This is a genomic window from Candidatus Poriferisocius sp. (assembly GCF_965214065.1).
Taxonomy (GTDB): Bacteria; Actinomycetota; Acidimicrobiia; order Acidimicrobiales; family Bin134; genus Poriferisocius.
Genome location: NZ_CBDCAT010000023.1, coordinates 25,867 through 42,295 on the forward strand (window position 1 = coordinate 25,867; position 16,429 = coordinate 42,295).

General features: G+C 65.7%; 17 protein-coding genes. 9 read left to right on the forward strand and 8 right to left on the reverse strand.

Annotation, left to right across the window (positions count from 1 at the left end):
* Nucleotides 1-5: 5 nt before the first annotated feature.
* Nucleotides 6-512, reverse strand: coding sequence for a hypothetical protein (locus ACOOGG_RS01540; protein ID WP_420431580.1), 507 nt, complete (start codon nucleotides 510-512; stop codon nucleotides 6-8).
* A 103-nt stretch (nucleotides 513-615) separates the two neighbouring features.
* Here ACOOGG_RS01540 and thrS point away from each other — a divergent pair, with 103 nt between their 5' ends.
* Entirely contained in the window at nucleotides 616-2,604 is a 1,989-nt protein-coding gene (thrS, locus tag ACOOGG_RS01545) for a threonine--tRNA ligase (RefSeq protein WP_420431582.1), read from the forward strand.
* Nucleotides 2,604-3,107 (forward strand): HIT family protein, encoded by a 504-nt coding sequence (locus tag ACOOGG_RS01550; RefSeq protein ID WP_420431584.1) that lies wholly within the window; start codon nucleotides 2,604-2,606, stop codon nucleotides 3,105-3,107. The genes thrS and ACOOGG_RS01550 overlap by 1 nt, the downstream gene beginning before the upstream one ends.
* Nucleotides 3,108-3,139: 32 nt before the next feature.
* Here the strand turns inward: ACOOGG_RS01550 and ACOOGG_RS01555 are convergent, their stop codons facing one another.
* Genes ACOOGG_RS01555 through npdG form a run of 4 tightly spaced genes read right to left on the reverse strand, consistent with a single transcriptional unit; the run spans nucleotide 3,140 to nucleotide 5,707 of the window.
* Complete coding sequence (locus ACOOGG_RS01555; RefSeq protein WP_420431586.1) at nucleotides 3,140-3,565, reverse strand: type II toxin-antitoxin system VapC family toxin; 426 nt, start codon at nucleotides 3,563-3,565, stop codon at nucleotides 3,140-3,142.
* The gene (locus tag ACOOGG_RS01560) at nucleotides 3,562-3,819 is read right to left on the reverse strand and encodes a CopG family transcriptional regulator (protein ID WP_420431588.1); all 258 of its coding nucleotides are present in this window, start codon (nucleotides 3,817-3,819) and stop codon (nucleotides 3,562-3,564) included. Before ACOOGG_RS01560 ends, ACOOGG_RS01555 begins: the two co-directional genes overlap by 4 nt.
* Nucleotides 3,820-3,861: 42 nt before the next feature.
* The gene (cysS, locus tag ACOOGG_RS01565; RefSeq protein WP_420431590.1) at nucleotides 3,862-5,028 is read right to left on the reverse strand and encodes a cysteine--tRNA ligase; all 1,167 of its coding nucleotides are present in this window, start codon (nucleotides 5,026-5,028) and stop codon (nucleotides 3,862-3,864) included.
* A 13-nt stretch (nucleotides 5,029-5,041) separates the two neighbouring features.
* Nucleotides 5,042-5,707: an NADPH-dependent F420 reductase gene (gene npdG, locus ACOOGG_RS01570; protein WP_420431592.1), complete on the reverse strand. Its 666-nt coding sequence runs from the start codon at nucleotides 5,705-5,707 to the stop codon at nucleotides 5,042-5,044.
* Nucleotides 5,708-5,819: 112 nt separating this feature from the next.
* Here npdG and fabI point away from each other — a divergent pair, with 112 nt between their 5' ends.
* The gene (fabI, locus tag ACOOGG_RS01575; protein ID WP_420431594.1) at nucleotides 5,820-6,587 is read left to right on the forward strand and encodes an enoyl-ACP reductase FabI; all 768 of its coding nucleotides are present in this window, start codon (nucleotides 5,820-5,822) and stop codon (nucleotides 6,585-6,587) included.
* 7 nt (nucleotides 6,588-6,594) lie between these two features.
* On the opposite strand, the gene ACOOGG_RS01580 is transcribed toward fabI, so the two are convergent.
* Genes ACOOGG_RS01580 through ACOOGG_RS01590 form a run of 3 tightly spaced genes read right to left on the reverse strand, consistent with a single transcriptional unit; the run spans nucleotide 6,595 to nucleotide 9,900 of the window.
* The gene (locus ACOOGG_RS01580) at nucleotides 6,595-7,503 is read right to left on the reverse strand and encodes a TIGR03619 family F420-dependent LLM class oxidoreductase (RefSeq protein WP_420431596.1); all 909 of its coding nucleotides are present in this window, start codon (nucleotides 7,501-7,503) and stop codon (nucleotides 6,595-6,597) included.
* A 7-nt stretch (nucleotides 7,504-7,510) separates the two neighbouring features.
* Nucleotides 7,511-8,584 (reverse strand): hemolysin family protein, encoded by a 1,074-nt coding sequence (locus ACOOGG_RS01585; RefSeq protein ID WP_420431598.1) that lies wholly within the window; start codon nucleotides 8,582-8,584, stop codon nucleotides 7,511-7,513.
* A complete protein-coding gene (locus tag ACOOGG_RS01590; RefSeq protein ID WP_420431600.1) occupies nucleotides 8,581-9,900 on the reverse strand; it encodes a hemolysin family protein in 1,320 nt (439 codons plus the stop codon). The genes ACOOGG_RS01585 and ACOOGG_RS01590 overlap by 4 nt, the downstream gene beginning before the upstream one ends.
* A 62-nt stretch (nucleotides 9,901-9,962) precedes the next feature.
* Between ACOOGG_RS01590 and ACOOGG_RS01595 the strand changes: the two genes are divergently transcribed.
* The 6 genes from ACOOGG_RS01595 (at nucleotide 9,963) to ACOOGG_RS01620 (ending at nucleotide 16,343) form a co-directional block, all read left to right on the forward strand.
* Entirely contained in the window at nucleotides 9,963-10,418 is a 456-nt protein-coding gene (locus tag ACOOGG_RS01595; protein WP_420431602.1) for a MarR family winged helix-turn-helix transcriptional regulator, read from the forward strand.
* Complete coding sequence (locus tag ACOOGG_RS01600; RefSeq protein WP_420431604.1) at nucleotides 10,415-12,349, forward strand: ABC transporter ATP-binding protein; 1,935 nt, start codon at nucleotides 10,415-10,417, stop codon at nucleotides 12,347-12,349. Before ACOOGG_RS01595 ends, ACOOGG_RS01600 begins: the two co-directional genes overlap by 4 nt.
* Entirely contained in the window at nucleotides 12,349-14,247 is a 1,899-nt protein-coding gene (locus ACOOGG_RS01605; protein ID WP_420431606.1) for an ABC transporter ATP-binding protein, read from the forward strand. The genes ACOOGG_RS01600 and ACOOGG_RS01605 overlap by 1 nt, the downstream gene beginning before the upstream one ends.
* Nucleotides 14,248-14,252: 5 nt before the next feature.
* Entirely contained in the window at nucleotides 14,253-15,041 is a 789-nt protein-coding gene (locus tag ACOOGG_RS01610; protein ID WP_420431608.1) for an ABC transporter ATP-binding protein, read from the forward strand.
* 153 nt (nucleotides 15,042-15,194) lie between these two features.
* Entirely contained in the window at nucleotides 15,195-15,911 is a 717-nt protein-coding gene (locus tag ACOOGG_RS01615) for a Uma2 family endonuclease (protein ID WP_420431610.1), read from the forward strand.
* 144 nt (nucleotides 15,912-16,055) lie between these two features.
* Nucleotides 16,056-16,343: a hypothetical protein gene (locus ACOOGG_RS01620; protein ID WP_420431612.1), complete on the forward strand. Its 288-nt coding sequence runs from the start codon at nucleotides 16,056-16,058 to the stop codon at nucleotides 16,341-16,343.
* Nucleotides 16,344-16,429: the final 86 nt, after the last annotated feature.

Here is a 16,429-nt window from a genome sequence, read left to right on the forward strand (position 1 = left end):
GGCCACTACTCTACTTCTGGGCCAGATGAGAGGTCACCCCAGTCTTCGGGATTGGGCTGCACGAGCTGGTCGATCACCTCGCCGCTGATGCCGTCCACGAACACCAGTCCCCGCTGGTCGGGCTGGGGCTCGTTGGAGTAGAGCAGGATGCGCCAAGTGGGGCGGCTGAACCAGCCTCGCCACCCCATCTGGGCCGATGCATGGCCCACGGGAAAGCCCACCGCGCCGACGGCGATCACCAATGCGTCGGACTCGTCGACCTTCAGCTCCTTGCCGCACACGAAGCCATAGACGGCAAAGGCAGCCAAACCGATGGCCGCGCCCAGGATCCCCCCGTTGACCAGCGGACTGTCGGCCGCCACCGCCCAAACCACCGCACACACCACCGCCGCCGACAAGTAGATGATGGCTGGAATCCGCCGCCGGCTGTTATTGGGAAACAGGTAGGGCCCGACGTACTCGCTGACGTTCAGCTCTTGGGGAAGCTCATCGGTGATCTCCGCATCGGACACGGTACGAGGCTACTGGCTGGCTCCAGCGCACAGGACATAAGGGGTGGTGAACGGCATTATTGCATGAGCTTCAGGGGGCGTGAGCTTCTAGGGTTGTCTCGATATGGCTGAGATCAACGTGACTCTCCCGGACGGCAGCACGCGCTCGATTGGCTCGGGGACCACCGCGGGCGACCTCGCGGCTGACATTGGCCCTGGTCTGGCCAAGGCCGCTCTCATCGCCACCGTCGACGATGTGGAGGTGGACTTGAGCGTGCCGTTGGCCGACGGCCAGCAGGTGGCGATCATCACTGCCGACAGCGAGGCCGGCCTGGAAACGCTGCGCCACTCCACTGCCCATGTGCTCGCTCAGGCGGTGCTGGAGTTGTACCCCGGCGCCACGTATGCGGTCGGGCCGCCCATTCAAGACGGCTTTTACTACGACTTCGATCTGCCTGATGGAGCCACCATCAGCGACGACGACCTCGAGGCCATCGAAGCCCGAATGCGGGCGATCATCGAAGCCGACCAGCCATTCGAGCGCCACGAGGTGTCGGCCGCCGAGGGGCTCGAGCTGTTCGCCGACCACCCCTATAAGAGGGAGATCATCGAAACGGTGGCCCTGGCCCCCGCAGCCGATAGTGCCGGGCAGTCGGGTGATGAGCTGGCCGATGAGGTGGCCGGCGACGGCCAGATCAGCTACTACCGCAACTCTGATTCCTTCATCGACCTGTGCCGGGGGCCCCATGTGCCGTCCACCGGGCGGCTGGGGCACTTCAAGCTGATGAGCGTGGCTGGCGCCTACTGGCGGCGCGACGCTGGCCGCCCCTCCTTGCAGCGCATCTACGGCACAGCCTGGGCAACCCGAAAGGACCTGGCCGCCCACCTGCACCGGCTGGCCGAGGCGGAAAAGCGCGACCACCGCCGCCTGGCCCGCGAGCTCGACCTGCTGTCGTGGCCCACCGAGCTGGGACCTGGGCTGGCGGTGTGGCACCCCAAGGGGGCTGCGGTGCGCCGCGTCATCGAGGACTACAGCCGCAACCGCCACGACGAGGGGGGATACCAGTCAGTGGTCACCCCCCACATAGCCCGCTCGGAGCTGTGGGAGACCAGCGGGCACCTGGACTTCTACCGGGAATCCATGTACCCGCCCATGGAGTTGGACGGCACTTCCTACCACCTCAAGCCGATGAACTGCCCCTTCCACGTGCTGATCTACAAGAGCAGCCAGCGCTCCTATCGCGACCTGCCCATTCGACTGTTCGAGCTGGGCACGGTGTACCGCTACGAGCTGTCGGGGGCGGTCCACGGATTGATGCGCATCCGGGGATTCACCCAGGACGACAGCCACATCTTCGCCACCCGGGAGCAGGCTCCCGCCGAGATCGCCTCGCTGGTGGCGTTCGTGCTGTCGGTGCTGCGGGCCTTCGGATTCGAGGAGTTCGACGCCCGGCTAGCCACTCGGCCGCTGGAGAAGTCGATCGGCGAGGATGCCGAGTGGGACTTGGCCACCGACGCTCTCCGGGAGGCGCTGGAGGCCTCCGGGCTCGAATACGAGTTGGACGAGGGCGGCGGCGCCTTCTACGGCCCCAAGATCGACATCGACGTGCGCGATGCCATTGGGCGGAGCTGGCAGCTTTCCACCCTCCAGGTGGACTTCCAGCTTCCCGAGCGATTCGGCCTCGAATATGTGGGCTCCGACGGCAATCGCCACCGCCCGGTGATGATCCACCGCGCCCTTATGGGGTCTATCGAGCGGTTCTTCGGCGTGCTCATCGAGCACTACAGCGGTGCGTTTCCGGCCTGGCTGGCCCCGGCCCAAGCCGCCATCTTGCCAGTGGCCGCCTCTCACGGCGAGTACGCCGCCGAGGTGGCGGCCCATCTGAGCCGAGAAGGATTCAGAGTCGAGGTGGTGCCCGCTGAGGAGCCGCTGGGCCGACGCATCCGGGTGGCCAAGCTCCAGAAACTGCCCTATGTGCTGGTGGTGGGCGACGACGACGTGGCCCACGGCACGGTGGGGGTCAACGCCCGGGGCAGCGACGGCGATGAGCGGGGCGTCCTGTTGGGAGACTTCGCCAATCGACTGAGCGAAGAAGTGGACGCCCACCGCTGATGCTCGAACGCTTGTGGGCCCCGTGGCGCAGCCGCTATGTGTCGGGTCTGCCCGCGACGGGTGCAGAGCCGGGCGAGACCACCCTTTTCGAGCAGATCTTGGACGCGTCTGAACCCGATGAGGAGACTGGCATCTTGTGGCGGGGTCAGAGTTGCTTCGCAGTGCTCAACGCCTACCCCTACGGCAGCGGCCATCTGATGGTGGTGCCCAACCGTCCTGTGGCCGATTTGGCCGACCTGAGCGACGCCGAGAGCCATGAGCTGTGGGCCGCGACCCAGGCCGCGGTGGCCGCCATCCGCCGGGCCTACAACCCCGACGGCGTGAACGTGGGCCTCAACCTGGGAGCGGCCGCTGGCGCCGGCATACCCGGCCACCTTCACGTCCACTGCCTGCCCCGCTGGCGGGGCGACACCAACTTCATGACCACTGCTGCCGAAACCCGTGTGCTCCCCGAACCCCTAGCCGAGTCATGGTCCAAGCTGAGAAACGCCTGGGAGGCTTAGAGACCACACCGATGGGCACCCAGACTCCCCTCTCAGAGTGGATTGCGCCATCTAAGGCCGGGAAATCGGCCGAAATCAGGATCGTTGGAGTGGACTTCAGCCTGGTTTTCAATTGCCAAAGCAGCTATGTGAGCATCGGTAACCAGATTCCCGCCCACGCCGGCAGAAGCGAGCGCTCTGCGGAATAACGCCAAGTGCTGCCCGCCGGGGTTCAAGGGCACGACATTGGGCGAGCGGAACCACTCTGCCACCAGATCGACGGCACCCTCAGGAGTTGCTGGATGGATCAACACACTGGGATGGGTGAGAAGTCGGACGAATCCCGCAGTCACGATCCAAGGCATACCGACTCGTTCGACACCGTTGACTGCATCCTCCCACCACTGGCGAGCTGGCTCGTGGAGCGGGCTTCCGTCGCTATGGGCATAGACAAGCAGGTTTAGGTCGGGAACGATCACTTGGGCTCTTCGGATACGAACCCGTCGGCTTGGAGTTCGTCGTTGAGCTGGTTGAGTCGGAGCGGATCGACTCCGGTCCTGAACCCACTGTGATGCGGGCTTACCCGATAGGGAGGCCGCGACTCAGCAGCCACCGGAGAGAGGCCGCGTCTCAAAGCGTCGTTGACCACTTGCTTGAACGACTGGTCAAGCCGCTGGGCCCGTTCCTTCAAGGCGTCAACCACATCGTCGTCGAGGGTCAATGTAGTCCTCATATAGGCATCTTGATGCCTAATCTATTTGATGTCAAGATGTTTCTATAGGTGAATGCCCAGTAGTGCGGCAGCTGGTTTGATTGCGCCGGCTGACGCGGATTGGTCTATGGCGGCTACTGCTGAGGGGGTGTCTAGGTCGTTGTCTAGGTGGGAACGGACTTGGTCTAGAGCCTCTTCGGTGGCGTCGAGGGTGCCGGCGGGGGCGGCTTGCCAGGCTTCGAGGCGTTGGGCGGCAGCGGGCATTAGTGAGTCGTTCCACTCCCAGGAATCGCGGTAGTGGTGGGCCACGATGGCCAGGCGGACAGCCCGGGGGTCGTACTCCTTGAGCAGGTCGGAGACGAACACCAGGTTGCCCAGCGACTTGGACATCTTGGCGCCGTCCATGCGCACCATCGCCTGGTGCATCCAGTGGCGGACGAACTGTTTGCCGGTGACCACCTCCGACTGGGCGGCTTCGCACTCGTGGTGGGGGTAGACCAAATCGGTCCCGCCCCCGTGGAGATCGACGGTTTCGCCCAGTTCCCGCATGGCCAGAGCCGAGCACTCGATGTGCCAGCCGGGGCGGCCCGGTCCCCACTTGGAGTCCCAGGCGGGCTCGTCGGGGGCCGATTTCTGCCACAGCACAAAATCGAGCGGGTCGCGCTTGTTGGGGTCGTCGGGGTTGCCCCCGTGCTCGGCGGCCAACGCCAACATGGCGTTTCGATTCAGGTGGCTGACCTGGCCGAAGCGGTCGAAGGTGGAGATGTCGAAGTACACCGACCCGCCCGATTGATAGGCGTGGCCTCGGTCGAGCACCAGCCCGATCATCTTGCGGATGTCGGCGATGGCCGAGGTGGCCCGGGGCTCCGACCAGCACGGCAGCATGTCGAGAGCCACCATGTCGGAGTCGAACCGAGCGGTCTCGGCGGCAGCTAGATCCAGATAGTGGACGCCGATCTCCCGGGCTTTGCGGAGGATGTCGTCGTCAACGTCGGTGATGTTGCGCACGCAGCGGGTGTCGTGGCCCCGGTCGCGCAGCCGCCGCTGGAGCACGTCGTAGGCCACATAGGTGGCGGCGTGGCCCAGGTGGGTGGCGTCATAGGGGGTGATGCCGCAGGTGTACATGGTGGCCACCGGTCCCGGCTCGAATGGCACCACCGCCTGGCGGGCGGTGTCGTAGAGGCGCATCGGCCCGGCTGAGGATGCGGCAGGAGGGGTGGTGGGAGGCATGGCCGCTGAGGGCTCAGCCGTCTTCGAGGCCCAAGCCGGTGAAGCGGACCGCCGCCCGGGTTTTGTAGCGGACGTTGAGTTGCAGCAAAACCGCGGTGAAAGCTTCCACCGGGCTGGCATAAGACAGCGCACCGGCGTCGAGGGCTCGGGCGCCGGGGAGCTTGTTCATGATCTCCATGGTGGTGGTGGTGGCCTCGGGGTGGTCGGAGCACACCAGCACATCGCAGTCCACCGGCCGATTGAGGTCGCCCAGATCATGGGCCGGCACATGGTGCAGCGCGCCAGAAACCAGGGCCTGGGGCACCGCGGCCTGCACCGCGGCGGCAATCGAACCTCGGGATGGCACCAGAGGCTGGAACTCTCGGCTCATCTTGGCCAGGGCGTTGGCCATGCTGATGACCACCTTGCCAGCCAGCTCATCGGCCACCGTGGCCGCGGTGGAAGCGGCGGCGTCCCACGGGGTGGCCACCACCACGACTTCGCAGGCCGCGGCGCCAGGGTTGGCCGCGCCGGACAGGGGGAGCTGGTGGTCGGGCCATTCGCCCTTCAAGCGGTCGCAGATCTCGGAGGCCCGCTCGGCGGAACGCGACCCCATCACCGTGTCGAATCCCACCGATGCCAGCCGGACAGCCAAAGCGCTGCCCGCCGGTCCTGTGCCTCCGAGAATCCCAATCTGCATCGGCATAACGGTATAGGAGGTGCACTACCGATCCCACATAGGACTCCGATCCCACATAGGGCAGGGCCACCGACAATGCCAGCCGCCCCACCGCGACTAGCCTCGAACGATCATGGGACTCCTCGACGGGAAACGGATTCTGGTCACCGGCGTGCTGACCGACGCCTCGTTGGCCTTCGGAATCGCCTCTCTAGCCGCTGATGAGGGGGCCGAGTTGGTGCTGACCGGCGCCGGTCGGGGCCTGAGCCTCACCGAGCGCACCGCACGCAAGCTGCCGGGCTCGCCGTCGGTGCTGGCCTTCGACGTGACCGACCCCGACCACCCCGCCGCCCTGCGGGACGACCTGGCTGATCGGTGGGGATCAGTGGACGGGGCCGTGCACGCCATCGGCTTCGCCCCCGAGGTGTGCTTGGGCGACGACTTCATGGCCGCCGGGTGGGACGACGTGAAGGTGGCGTTGGAGATTTCGGCCTATTCACTCAAGACCCTGGCCGAGGTGGTGGTGCCGCTCATGGACGACGGCGGTTCGATCGTGGGACTGGACTTCGATGCCACCGTGGCCTGGCCGCACTACAACTGGATGGGGGTGGCCAAGGCCGCCTTCGAGTCCACCGCCCGCTACCTAGCCCGCTCGCTCGGCAACCAGGGCATCCGTGTGAACCTGGTGGCCGCCGGGCCGGCCCGCACCATGGCTGCCCGCTCCATTCCCGGCTTCGAGGCGTTCGAGGACTCCTGGGCTGATCGGGCCCCCCTGGGGTGGGATGTCAAGGACAGCTCATCGGTGGCCAAGGCCGCTGTCGCGCTGCTATCGGATTGGTTCCCTATGACCACCGGCGAGATGGTCCACGTGGACGGCGGCTACCACGCCATGGGCGCGTAGTTGGCTGCTATCCCTCGGCCAGGGGGTGGACGAAGTCTTCGGCGAAGCGGTTTATGGCATCCCGGTAGGCCGATGCGTTTTCCAAAAGGCCTTGCCGGTTGTCGGAGCTGACGTCTTCGAGCTCGGCCCAGGGAAGGGCGTACAACCCGGTTATGCCCAACTCCTCTTCGGCCCGGCGGTAGAGATCTACCGAGGGCGGCTCATAGAAGCCGGAGATGATGTCGAATGGCTCGTCGGCCCGGCCCTCTTCGGCCAAGAGCGTCCGCAGGCGGGCGACGATGCCGGCCAGTGTGTCCCAGTCGTAGGCATTGCCCACCCAGCCGTCGGCATGGCGGGCCGCACGGCGCAGCGCCGGTCCCGAGTGTCCCCCGGTGTAGATGGGGATGGGCTGGTCGGGGGCCGGGCCCATCATCATCGGCGGGATGTCGTAGTAGTCGCCGTGGAACTCCACCCAGCCCGGCTTCCACAGCTCCCGCAGCGCCTCAATCATCTCGTTGGTGCGGGGGCCGCGGTTGTCGAAATCTTGGCCCATCTGCTCGAACTCCTCGCGCATCCAGCCTGCGGCCATGCCCAGCGCCACCCGGTTGTCGGAGATCACCGCGGCAGTGGACACCTGCTTGGCCACCGCCAGGATGGGTCGATTGGGGGCGATGTAGATGTTGTTGGAGAAGTGGAGTTGCTCGGTGGCCCCGATCATGGCTCCTATGGTCACCCAGGTGTCAGGCCAAGACGTCTCCGGGTCCCAGATGGGTCGGCCGTCTTCGTAGGGCGAGTAGGGGTAGGGGCTGCTGAGCTCTTGGGGATAGAAGATGTGGTCGGAGAGCACCATTCCGTGATAGCCGGCCTCATCCACCATCTGAGCGATAGGCACCAGCTCGGTGCTCTTCATGAACGCGGTAACGCACCAGAATTTCATGGCGCCATTATGTCCTATGGTTCGACACGGCGGGTCCGGTTGGGTCGGTCTCATCGATTAGATCGCCCACCAGTACCTCCAGCACGTCCTCCAGGGTGACCAGTCCGACGGTGCGCTGACGGGCGCCCTGGCGTACAACGGCCAGATGTCGTCGGCTTCCCCGCATCAGCGCCAGCGCGCCTTCGAGCGGGGTTTCCTCCTCGATGGCGGGCACCACCCGGATCAGGTCGTCACTGAGGGGTTGGCTTGCCCTGATACCGGTTGCATCGAGGAGGTCCTTGGCGTGGATGAACCCCACCACCTGGTCGATGGAGCTGTTTTGGACCAGGACTCGAGAGTGGCCGCTGGCGTTCATCACGTCGAGCACCTCGGCCAGTGTGGCCTCTCGCTCTACCGCCACGATGCGTTCGCGAGGCACCATTACGGTGTGCACCGGTCGGCCGGCTAGCTCCAGCGCGCTGGACAGGAGCGACCGGTCGAATTCGTCCAAGAACCCCTCGGCAGCGGAGTGCTCGACAACGGCGGCGAACTCCTGGGGAGTGCGGGCCGTGGGCAGCTCGTCGACGGGCTCCACGCCGCACAGGCGGACTATCCCCCGGCTGAGCCAGTTCAACAACCCGATGAGCGGGCCGAAGACGATGGCGTAGAGGCGGTTCACCGGGGCCAGCCACATGGCGGTGCGCTCGGCCCCGGCCAAGGCGACGTTTTTGGGGACCATCTCCCCCAGCACCATGTGCAGGTAGACCACCAAGGCCAGCGACACCGCGAACGAGATGGTGTGCAGCACACCGGAGGGCAGATGGACGAATGACTCCACCGCCCGCTCGACGAGACGGGCCACCGCGGGCTCGGCCACGAAGCCCAATCCCAACGACGCCATGGTGATACCGAGCTGGGCGCCGGCCAATTGCCGGTTGAGATCGCTCATGGCCGCCAGAGCCAACCGGGCCCGGCGGTTACCGGCTTCGGCCAGGGGCTCCAGACGAGACCGTCGGGCGGCGATGAGCGCAAACTCCACTGCCACGAAGCCGGCATTGGCCAACAACAGCACCACTGCGACGCCGATGTATAGCGCAGTCATCGGTTTGCTCGCTCATGGGGAATCGAGGCCACCCGGCGCAGGCGCACGGTGTCGATGCGGCGCCGATCCACCGACTCGATCTGGAACTCCCAGCCCTGGTAGCGGAACACCTCGCCGACGGCCGGGAGGCGCTGGAGATGGGCCAAGATGAAACCGGCCAAGGTCTCATAGTCGCCATCGGGCACCCGGAGCCCGGTCATGTCCTCCAGCTCGTCGGGATGGATTCCTCCCTGGACCACCAGTTCCCCGGCGTCGCGGGCCACCGGCAGGGGCTCGGTGTCGTCGTGCTCGTCGGCGATCTCGCCCACGATCTCCTCCACCAGGTCTTCCTGGGTGACGATGCCCGCGGTGCCACCGTGCTCGTCCATGACTACCGCCAGCGGGCTGCGCTGCGATCTCATGTCCAGCAGCAGGGAGCGCAGGGTCCGGGTTTCGGGGACGATGAGCGGCACCATCATGATCTCGGTTACCGGGGTGGCCGCCCATTGTTCGGCCGGCACCTGGTACACGTTCTTGACGAGGGCCACGCCCACCACATCGTCGATGTCGGCGCCGATCACCGGGAAGCGGGAGAATCCGGTGGCACTCGACAGGGAGACCAGCTCGGCTACCGACTGGTGGTGCTCGATGGGGCACACCGACACCCGGGGGACCAGCACATCGGCGGCGTCGCGCTCCGCGAAGCGGATGGCCCGAGTCAGCAGGCGAACTCGGGCCGGCCGCATCGCTCCCTCTTGCCCCGAGGACCGGATTAGCCAGGCCAGCTCCTCGCGGGAACGGGCTTCGCTGAGCTCTACGGCGGGATCGATCCCCAGCCGGGTCACCACCCTATTGGCCGAGCTGTCCAATAGGCGGATGAACGGCCCGGCTATGGCCCCGAAGCCCCTCATGGGAGCGGCCAGTCTCATCGCCGTGGGCAACGGGCGGGCAATAGCCAGGGTCTTGGGCACCAGCTCGCCGAGCACCATCTGGACTATCACCGCGATGGCCAGTGCGGCGGCAATGGAAAGCCCTTCCGCGGCCCCTCCGACGATTCGATCAGCTACTGGCTCCAGGGCGGCCGCGATGGAGGGCCGGGCGATAAAGCCCAACGCCAGGGACGTGACGGTGATGCCGAACTGGGCCCCGGACAGCTGGAAGGACAGGGACTTGAGCAGCGACAGGGTGGCCCGAGCCGCCCGCCGCCCCTCGCCAGCCAGCCGCTCGACGCGGATCCGGTCCACCGCCACCAAGGCGAACTCCACTGCCACGAATACCGCGTTGGCCGCAATCAACAGCGCGGCAGCAACCAGGCCGAGAACGGTGGTCCAGCTCATCGGCGGTCAACTACCCGGCATTGGGCTTGGCATCATCCATGATCTTTAGGGAGACTAAACATATGAGTCTCAAACAATCACCTTCTCGAACCGCTTTGGAAGCGGCTCGGGCGGCGACCCGCCTTGCCCGCCAAGTGGCGGTGGCGCTGGGAGACTTAGACCTGTCACCCTCACAGTATCGCCTGCTGTTGTTCTTATCGGAAGGAAACGCCGCCGCATCGGCGGTGGCCGGGCGATTGGCGGTGAGCCGGCCCAGCGTGACTGCGCTGGCCGACGGGTTGGAAAAGCGAGGCCTGCTCCAACGGCAGGGCGATCCATCCGACCGCCGTAAGGTTGCCCACGAGCTGACCGAAGCCGGACGGCAAGTGCTGGCCGCGGCCGATGAGGCGGTAGCCGATCGGATCTCCGGGATCGTCGCCCATCTCGAAGCTGACCAGGCTGACCAGGCACTGGAGGGGCTGGCGCTGTGGAACGAGGCGCTCACCTTGGTCCGGGGCGGGCAGGAGCCCCGGCCGTGACCGCAGTTGACGTAGGACCAGTCGACACTCCCGAATTCGAACCGGTCGCAGCAAGGGCCGAATACGCCCCACCGACAGCAGGCATCGACCCCGACCAGACCAAGGGCTGGATGAAACGGCTGTTGCCGCTGGTTCGGGCCCACCGGCGGACTCTGGTCATCGGGGTGGTTACCGGCGTGTTCGCGCTGGCCACTCAGGTTGCCGTGCCCGCGGCGGCCCGCTCGGCGGTAGACGCGGCCATCACCGGGGATCGCCAGGCACTGTGGATTGTGGCGGTGCTCATTGCGGTATTCGGCATCGGACGGCTGGTTTTCGGCGGGGTGTATCGGTTTTATCTGTTCAAGCTGGGCTGGAACGTGGAGACCGATCTGCGGGCCATCATGTACGAGCACCTCACCCGGCTGTCTTTCTCCTACTACGACCGCACCCAGTCGGGTCAGGTCATCTCCCGGGCCAACAGCGATATCCGATCGGTGCAGCTCCTGCTGGCCTTTGGACCGCTCATCAGCATGAACGTGCTGATGTTCGTAATGGCGCTGGGTTTCATGGTTTACATTCACCCCTGGCTGGCGCTGGTGGCACTGGCTCCGCTGCCCGGGGTTTACTGGTTCGGTCTCAAGTTCCGCAATCAGGTGTTCCCGCTGTCGTGGGTGACTCAGGCCCGCATGGCCGATTTGGCCACCATCGTGGATGAGAACGTGAACGGCACCCGAGTGGTGAAGTCGTTCGCGGCTGAGAAGCGCCAGATCGCCTTACTGGGCCGGTCGGCGCAGCGAATCCAGTGGACCAACGTGGAGATCGCCAACAGCCGGTCTCGCTGGAACCCCATCATCGAGTCGCTGCCCCGGCTGGGCACTGCCATGGTGGTGCTATATGGCGGCTGGCTGGCCATCGAGGGAGTGGTTTCGATCGGTACGCTGCTGGCGTTCAGCGCCTATGTGATCATGCTTCAGGTGCCCTTCCGCATGGCCGGGTTCGTGCTGATGCAAGGCCAACGGGCTGGGGCCGCCGCCCAGCGGATCTACGAGATCCTCGACGAGGTTCCTGAGATCATCGACTCCCCCACGGCGGTGGACATTGTCGAGCCCCGAGGACAGGTGGATTTCGACAACGTCCGCTTCGGCTATGACCCCGAGGTCCCGGTGCTGGACGGCTTCACCCTGGGTATCGAACCCGGTGAGCGGGTGGCCATCGTGGGCAGTACCGGAAGCGGCAAGTCGACGGTGGCCCGATTGCTGGACCGGTTCTATGACGTTGACGGCGGATCGGTGCGCATCGACGGCACCGACGTGCGGGATGTGACCCTGCGCAGCCTGCGCCACACCGTGGGACTGGTACTGGACGAGCCGTTCTTGTTCTCGTCATCGGTCCACGACAACATCGCCTACGCCCGCCCGACTGCCTCTCGCGCCGATGTGGTGGCCGCGGCCACCGCAGCTCAGGCCCACGGGTTCATCTGCGATCTGGCCGACGGTTATGACTCGGTTGTCGGCGAGCGGGGCTACACCCTGTCGGGCGGCCAGCGCCAGCGCATCGCCATCGCCCGGACGCTTTTGGCCAACCCCAAGGTGCTGGTGCTGGACGATGCCACCAGCGCCATCGACGTGACCGTGGAGGAGGCCATCCACAAGGCGCTGCAAGGGCTCATGGCCAACCGCACCACCATCATCATCGCCCACCGCCTGTCCACCATCAGCCTGGCTGAGCGGGTGGTAGTGCTGCACCAGGGCCGGGTGGCCAACGTGGGCACGCACGCTGACCTGCTGGCCACCGATCGCCACTACGTGGAGATCCTGGCCCGCCATAGCGACGGCGATTCTGCTGACCAGTCGGGCAACGGCGACGGCCGCGTCGGCAAGGGGTTCGACAGCAATTTGCCCGGGTTCCCCAGAAGCGGCGACGACCCCTGGACCTTCGGGGGCGGTGGCTGATGGGTTGGGGCGGTTACTTCGGCGGGCCTCAGGCCCAGAGCGCGGCTCGCGACGCCGGCTTGCCTCATGCCGGGGTGCCCGGCAACCTGCGGGTTCAGGTCGAAGAGGTGCTGCGGACCGAGCCTGAGTATCCCCCCGTGGAGGTGGACTTCAGCCACCGCCAGCCCCCTGATCCGCCGCTGACCCTGCGAACCCTTTTGTGGCCCCACCGCAGACAGCTTGCCGTGGCGCTGCTTTTGGTGGTGATCGAGTCGGCGATGATGCAGTCGGGCCCGCTGCTGGCCCAACTGGGCATCGACCACGGCGTCAGCTCCAGCAACCTGCGGGTGCTGTTGATCGTGGCCGCGGTGTTCTTGAGCACGGTGGTGGCCCACGCCTTCAGCTCGTCTCTACGCATCCGCTACACCGGCAAGCTGGGCGAGCGGCTCATGTACGGCCTGCGCATGCGGGTCTTCTCTCACTATCAGCGCCTCTCGCTGGACTTCTTCACCAAGGAGAAGGCGGGCGTTCTGATGACCAGAATGACCAGCGACATCGAGGCCCTGACCGTGCTGTTCCAAGAGGGCATGGTGAACTTCGCGGTCCAGGGGCTGGTGCTCACCGTGATCACCGCCGTGCTGTTCTATCTGAACCCGCTGCTGGCCGTGCTGACCTTGCTCATCGTGGTGCCGGCCACATTCCTGCTCAGCATCTGGTTCCGGAAGGTGTCCGATTTGTACTACGGGCTGGTTCGGGACCGCATCGCCGAGGTGTTGGCCGATTTGCAGGAGAGCCTGTCGGGCATCCGGGTTATCACCGCCCACAACCGCCGGCGCCACAACGTGGTGCACCACACCAACGTGGTGGGGCGGCACAAAGACGCCAATCTGGCCGGGGTTCGGGCGGCGTCCATCTACGCGCCAACCACCGAGGCAATTGTGATCATCGGCCAGGCCATCTTGTTGGTGATCGGCGGAACCATGGTGATCAACGGCAGCCTCACCCCCGGCGAGCTGACCGCCTTTGTTCTCTATCTGACGTTCTTCTTCGCCCCCATCCAGCAGCTTGTCCAGCTCTACAACGGCTACCAGCAGGGTCAGGCATCGGCTAAGAAGCTGCGCGAGGTGCTGGAGAACGAGCCCTCGGTGGCCGAGGCCCCCGATGCGGTGAACCTGCCCTCCATCGAAGGGGAGATCACCTTCGACCGGGTGAGTTTTGGCTACGACGACGACACCCCTGTGCTGCACGACGTGAGCTTGCGGCTGGCGCCGGGCGAAAGCCTGGCCGTGGTCGGGCCCACCGGGGCGGGCAAATCCACCGTGGCCAAGTTGATCGCGCGGTTCTACGACCCCCAGCAGGGAACGGTGTGCATCGACGGCTGTGACCTGCGGACGGTGACGCTGGCCTCGCTTCGCCGCCAGCTTGGGGTGGTGCCCCAGGAGCCGTTCTTGTTCTATGGCTCGATCCGGGACAACGTGGCCTTCGCCCGCCCCGAGGCGTCGATGGCCGATGTGCTGGAGGCTTGCCGGGTGGTCGGGTTGACCGAGCTATTGGAGCGATTGCCCGACGACGTCAACTCCCTGGTGCATGAGCGGGGGGCGTCGCTGTCGGCCGGAGAGCGGCAACTCCTGGCCCTGGCCCGGGCTTTTCTGGCCCGCCCCCGGGTGCTGGTGCTGGACGAGGCTACGTCCAACCTGGATTTACGCTCGGAGTCCAAGATCGAGGCTGCGTTGGATGTGGTGCTGGAGGGGCGGACGGCCATCATCATCGCCCACCGATTGGCCACCGCCATGCGGGCTGACCGGATAGCGGTGGTGGAAGACGGCCGAATCACCGAGATCGGCACCCACGACGAGCTGGTGGCCATGGGCGGCCACTACGCCGACATGTACGCCACCTGGATGGCCCACACCAACTGAAGACGATGGCAGAGGCGTTGGCGCTGCGGCTGTCCGGAGTTGGTTTCACCCGCGACAAGCGGCCCATCCTCGCCGATGTCGACTGGGAGGTGGCCGATGGCCAGCGCTGGGTAGTGCTGGGGGCCAACGGCAGCGGCAAAACCACGCTGCTGCGGATCGCTGCGCTCTACGAGCACCCCACTGCGGGGATCGTCGATGTGCTCGGACAGCGGTTGGGCCAGGTGGACGTTCGCCGGCTGCGACACCGGGTGGGTTTCACTTCCCCTGCGCTGGCCCAGATGCTGCGGCCCCACCTGAGGGCGGTAGAGGTAGTGATGACTGCCCGCCATGGCGCCCTGGAACCATGGTGGCACGACTACACCGACGACGACCGCGAGCGGGCGGAGAAGCTGTTGGAGCAGGTGGGAGCAGGTGGTCTGGGTTCCCGCACCATCGCCACCCTGTCGTCGGGCGAGCGTCAGCGGGTGCAGATCGCCCGCAGCCTGATGACCGACCCTGGCCTGGTGCTGTTGGACGAGCCCGCCTCCACCCTGGATTTGGGCGGCCGGGAGATGCTGGTAGCCGACCTCACTCGCCTGGCCACCGACCCCTCCGCCCCTCCCCTGGTGATGGTCACCCACCGCACCGAGGAGATCCCCGCCGGCTTCACCCACGTGCTGTTGCTGCGCGATGGCCGGGTTTTGGCCCAAGGCCCCCTGGAAGAAGTGCTCACCTCCGAGTCCCTATCCGCCTGCTTCGGCCTCCCCCTAGAACTAGAGCACCGCAACGGTCGCTGGCACTCCCAAGCCCATTAGCCCGGCTGTCCGCCATCTCAACTGTGTGTATAACTGCCTTTATCGGAGGCAAGTAGGAAGTTTTACATCTATTTCATAGTTTGTCATGTCAATCTGGCGGTGATAAGTGACAAGAAATGGTAGGGTTGGCGACGTGTTCAGAAAGTCGCTCCGATGAGCATGTTGGCGAACCGCCAACCGGGAGCCGAGGTCTACTATCCGGAAGGACCCCAAGTGCCCGAAGGCGACATGCAAATGCGCCGTCGGATCGAGCTGGCCGTCGCACTGCGCAGCTGGGTTTCCGAACATCACCCCGACGCCTGGGTGTGCTGCGACATCAACATCTACTACCGCGAGGGCGACCCGCGGGTCGTGGTGGCCCCCGACGTGGCCGTAGCGTTCGGCGTGAACATACCCGCAGTTGAGAACAAGTCCACCTACAAGGTGTGGGAAGCTGGGGCCATCCCTTCCTTCGTGCTGGAGATCGCCTCGGTCAACACCTACAGGGTGGACCTGCACGAAAAGCCGGCCAAGTTCGCCGACCTGGGCGTCTCAGAATACTGGCGTTTGGACCCCACCGGCGGAGACCTGCTCGATACGCCGCTGGCCGGCGAGCGTTGGCAAATGGACCGCTGGGAGCCCATCGCCGTCTCCGTCGAATCGCCTATCAGCGACGGCGTTCAACTACGAGGCCACAGCGACGTGCTCGGCCTGGACCTGTGCTGGGCCCCTCCCAAACTGCGCCTCTACCACCCTGCCACCTCCACCTGGCTGCGAGACCACGAGGATGAAGCCGCCCGAGCCGACGCCGCCGAAGCCCGAGCCGACGCCGCCGAAGCCCGAGCCGACGCCGCCGAAGCCCAGCTAGCCGCCCTGCGCCACCGCCTCTAGGACTCCTCGAGTCCCCCCCAACCCTCGAGCACCGCAACAGCCCTCCGCCAAACCCAGGGACCACCAACTGTTGACTCTGGTGTTGTCCGTGCTGTTAAACTGGCTTCCTCTTCCCCCATGTGCTGAGAACTCCTTGGAGAACTCATGGAACAAGCCATACTCGCCATGCTGGGGATCATCCTCACCCTGATGCTCTACCTCGACCGCGGTCGCCGCGCCGACATCGCGCAGCTCAGAACCGAGACCAACGAAGGTTTCAAGGGAGCGCGGGCCGAGAATGCCAAGATCAGCGACGACATGAACGACGGCTTCAAGCAAGTCCACAGCCGGCTGGACAAGCTCACCGACGTCGTCATGGACCTGTGTCGGAGAGTGGGCCGCCTAGAGGGCCGAGCCGAAGTCTCGGAGCCCGAAACCGACACTCCCCAATAGCTGCGGCCATCTCTCGTCCCCCAAGTTGTCGCACCAGCGGTGTAACTTCGAGAGATGGAATCTGCCCGGCGCAGGCAGGGGACGTC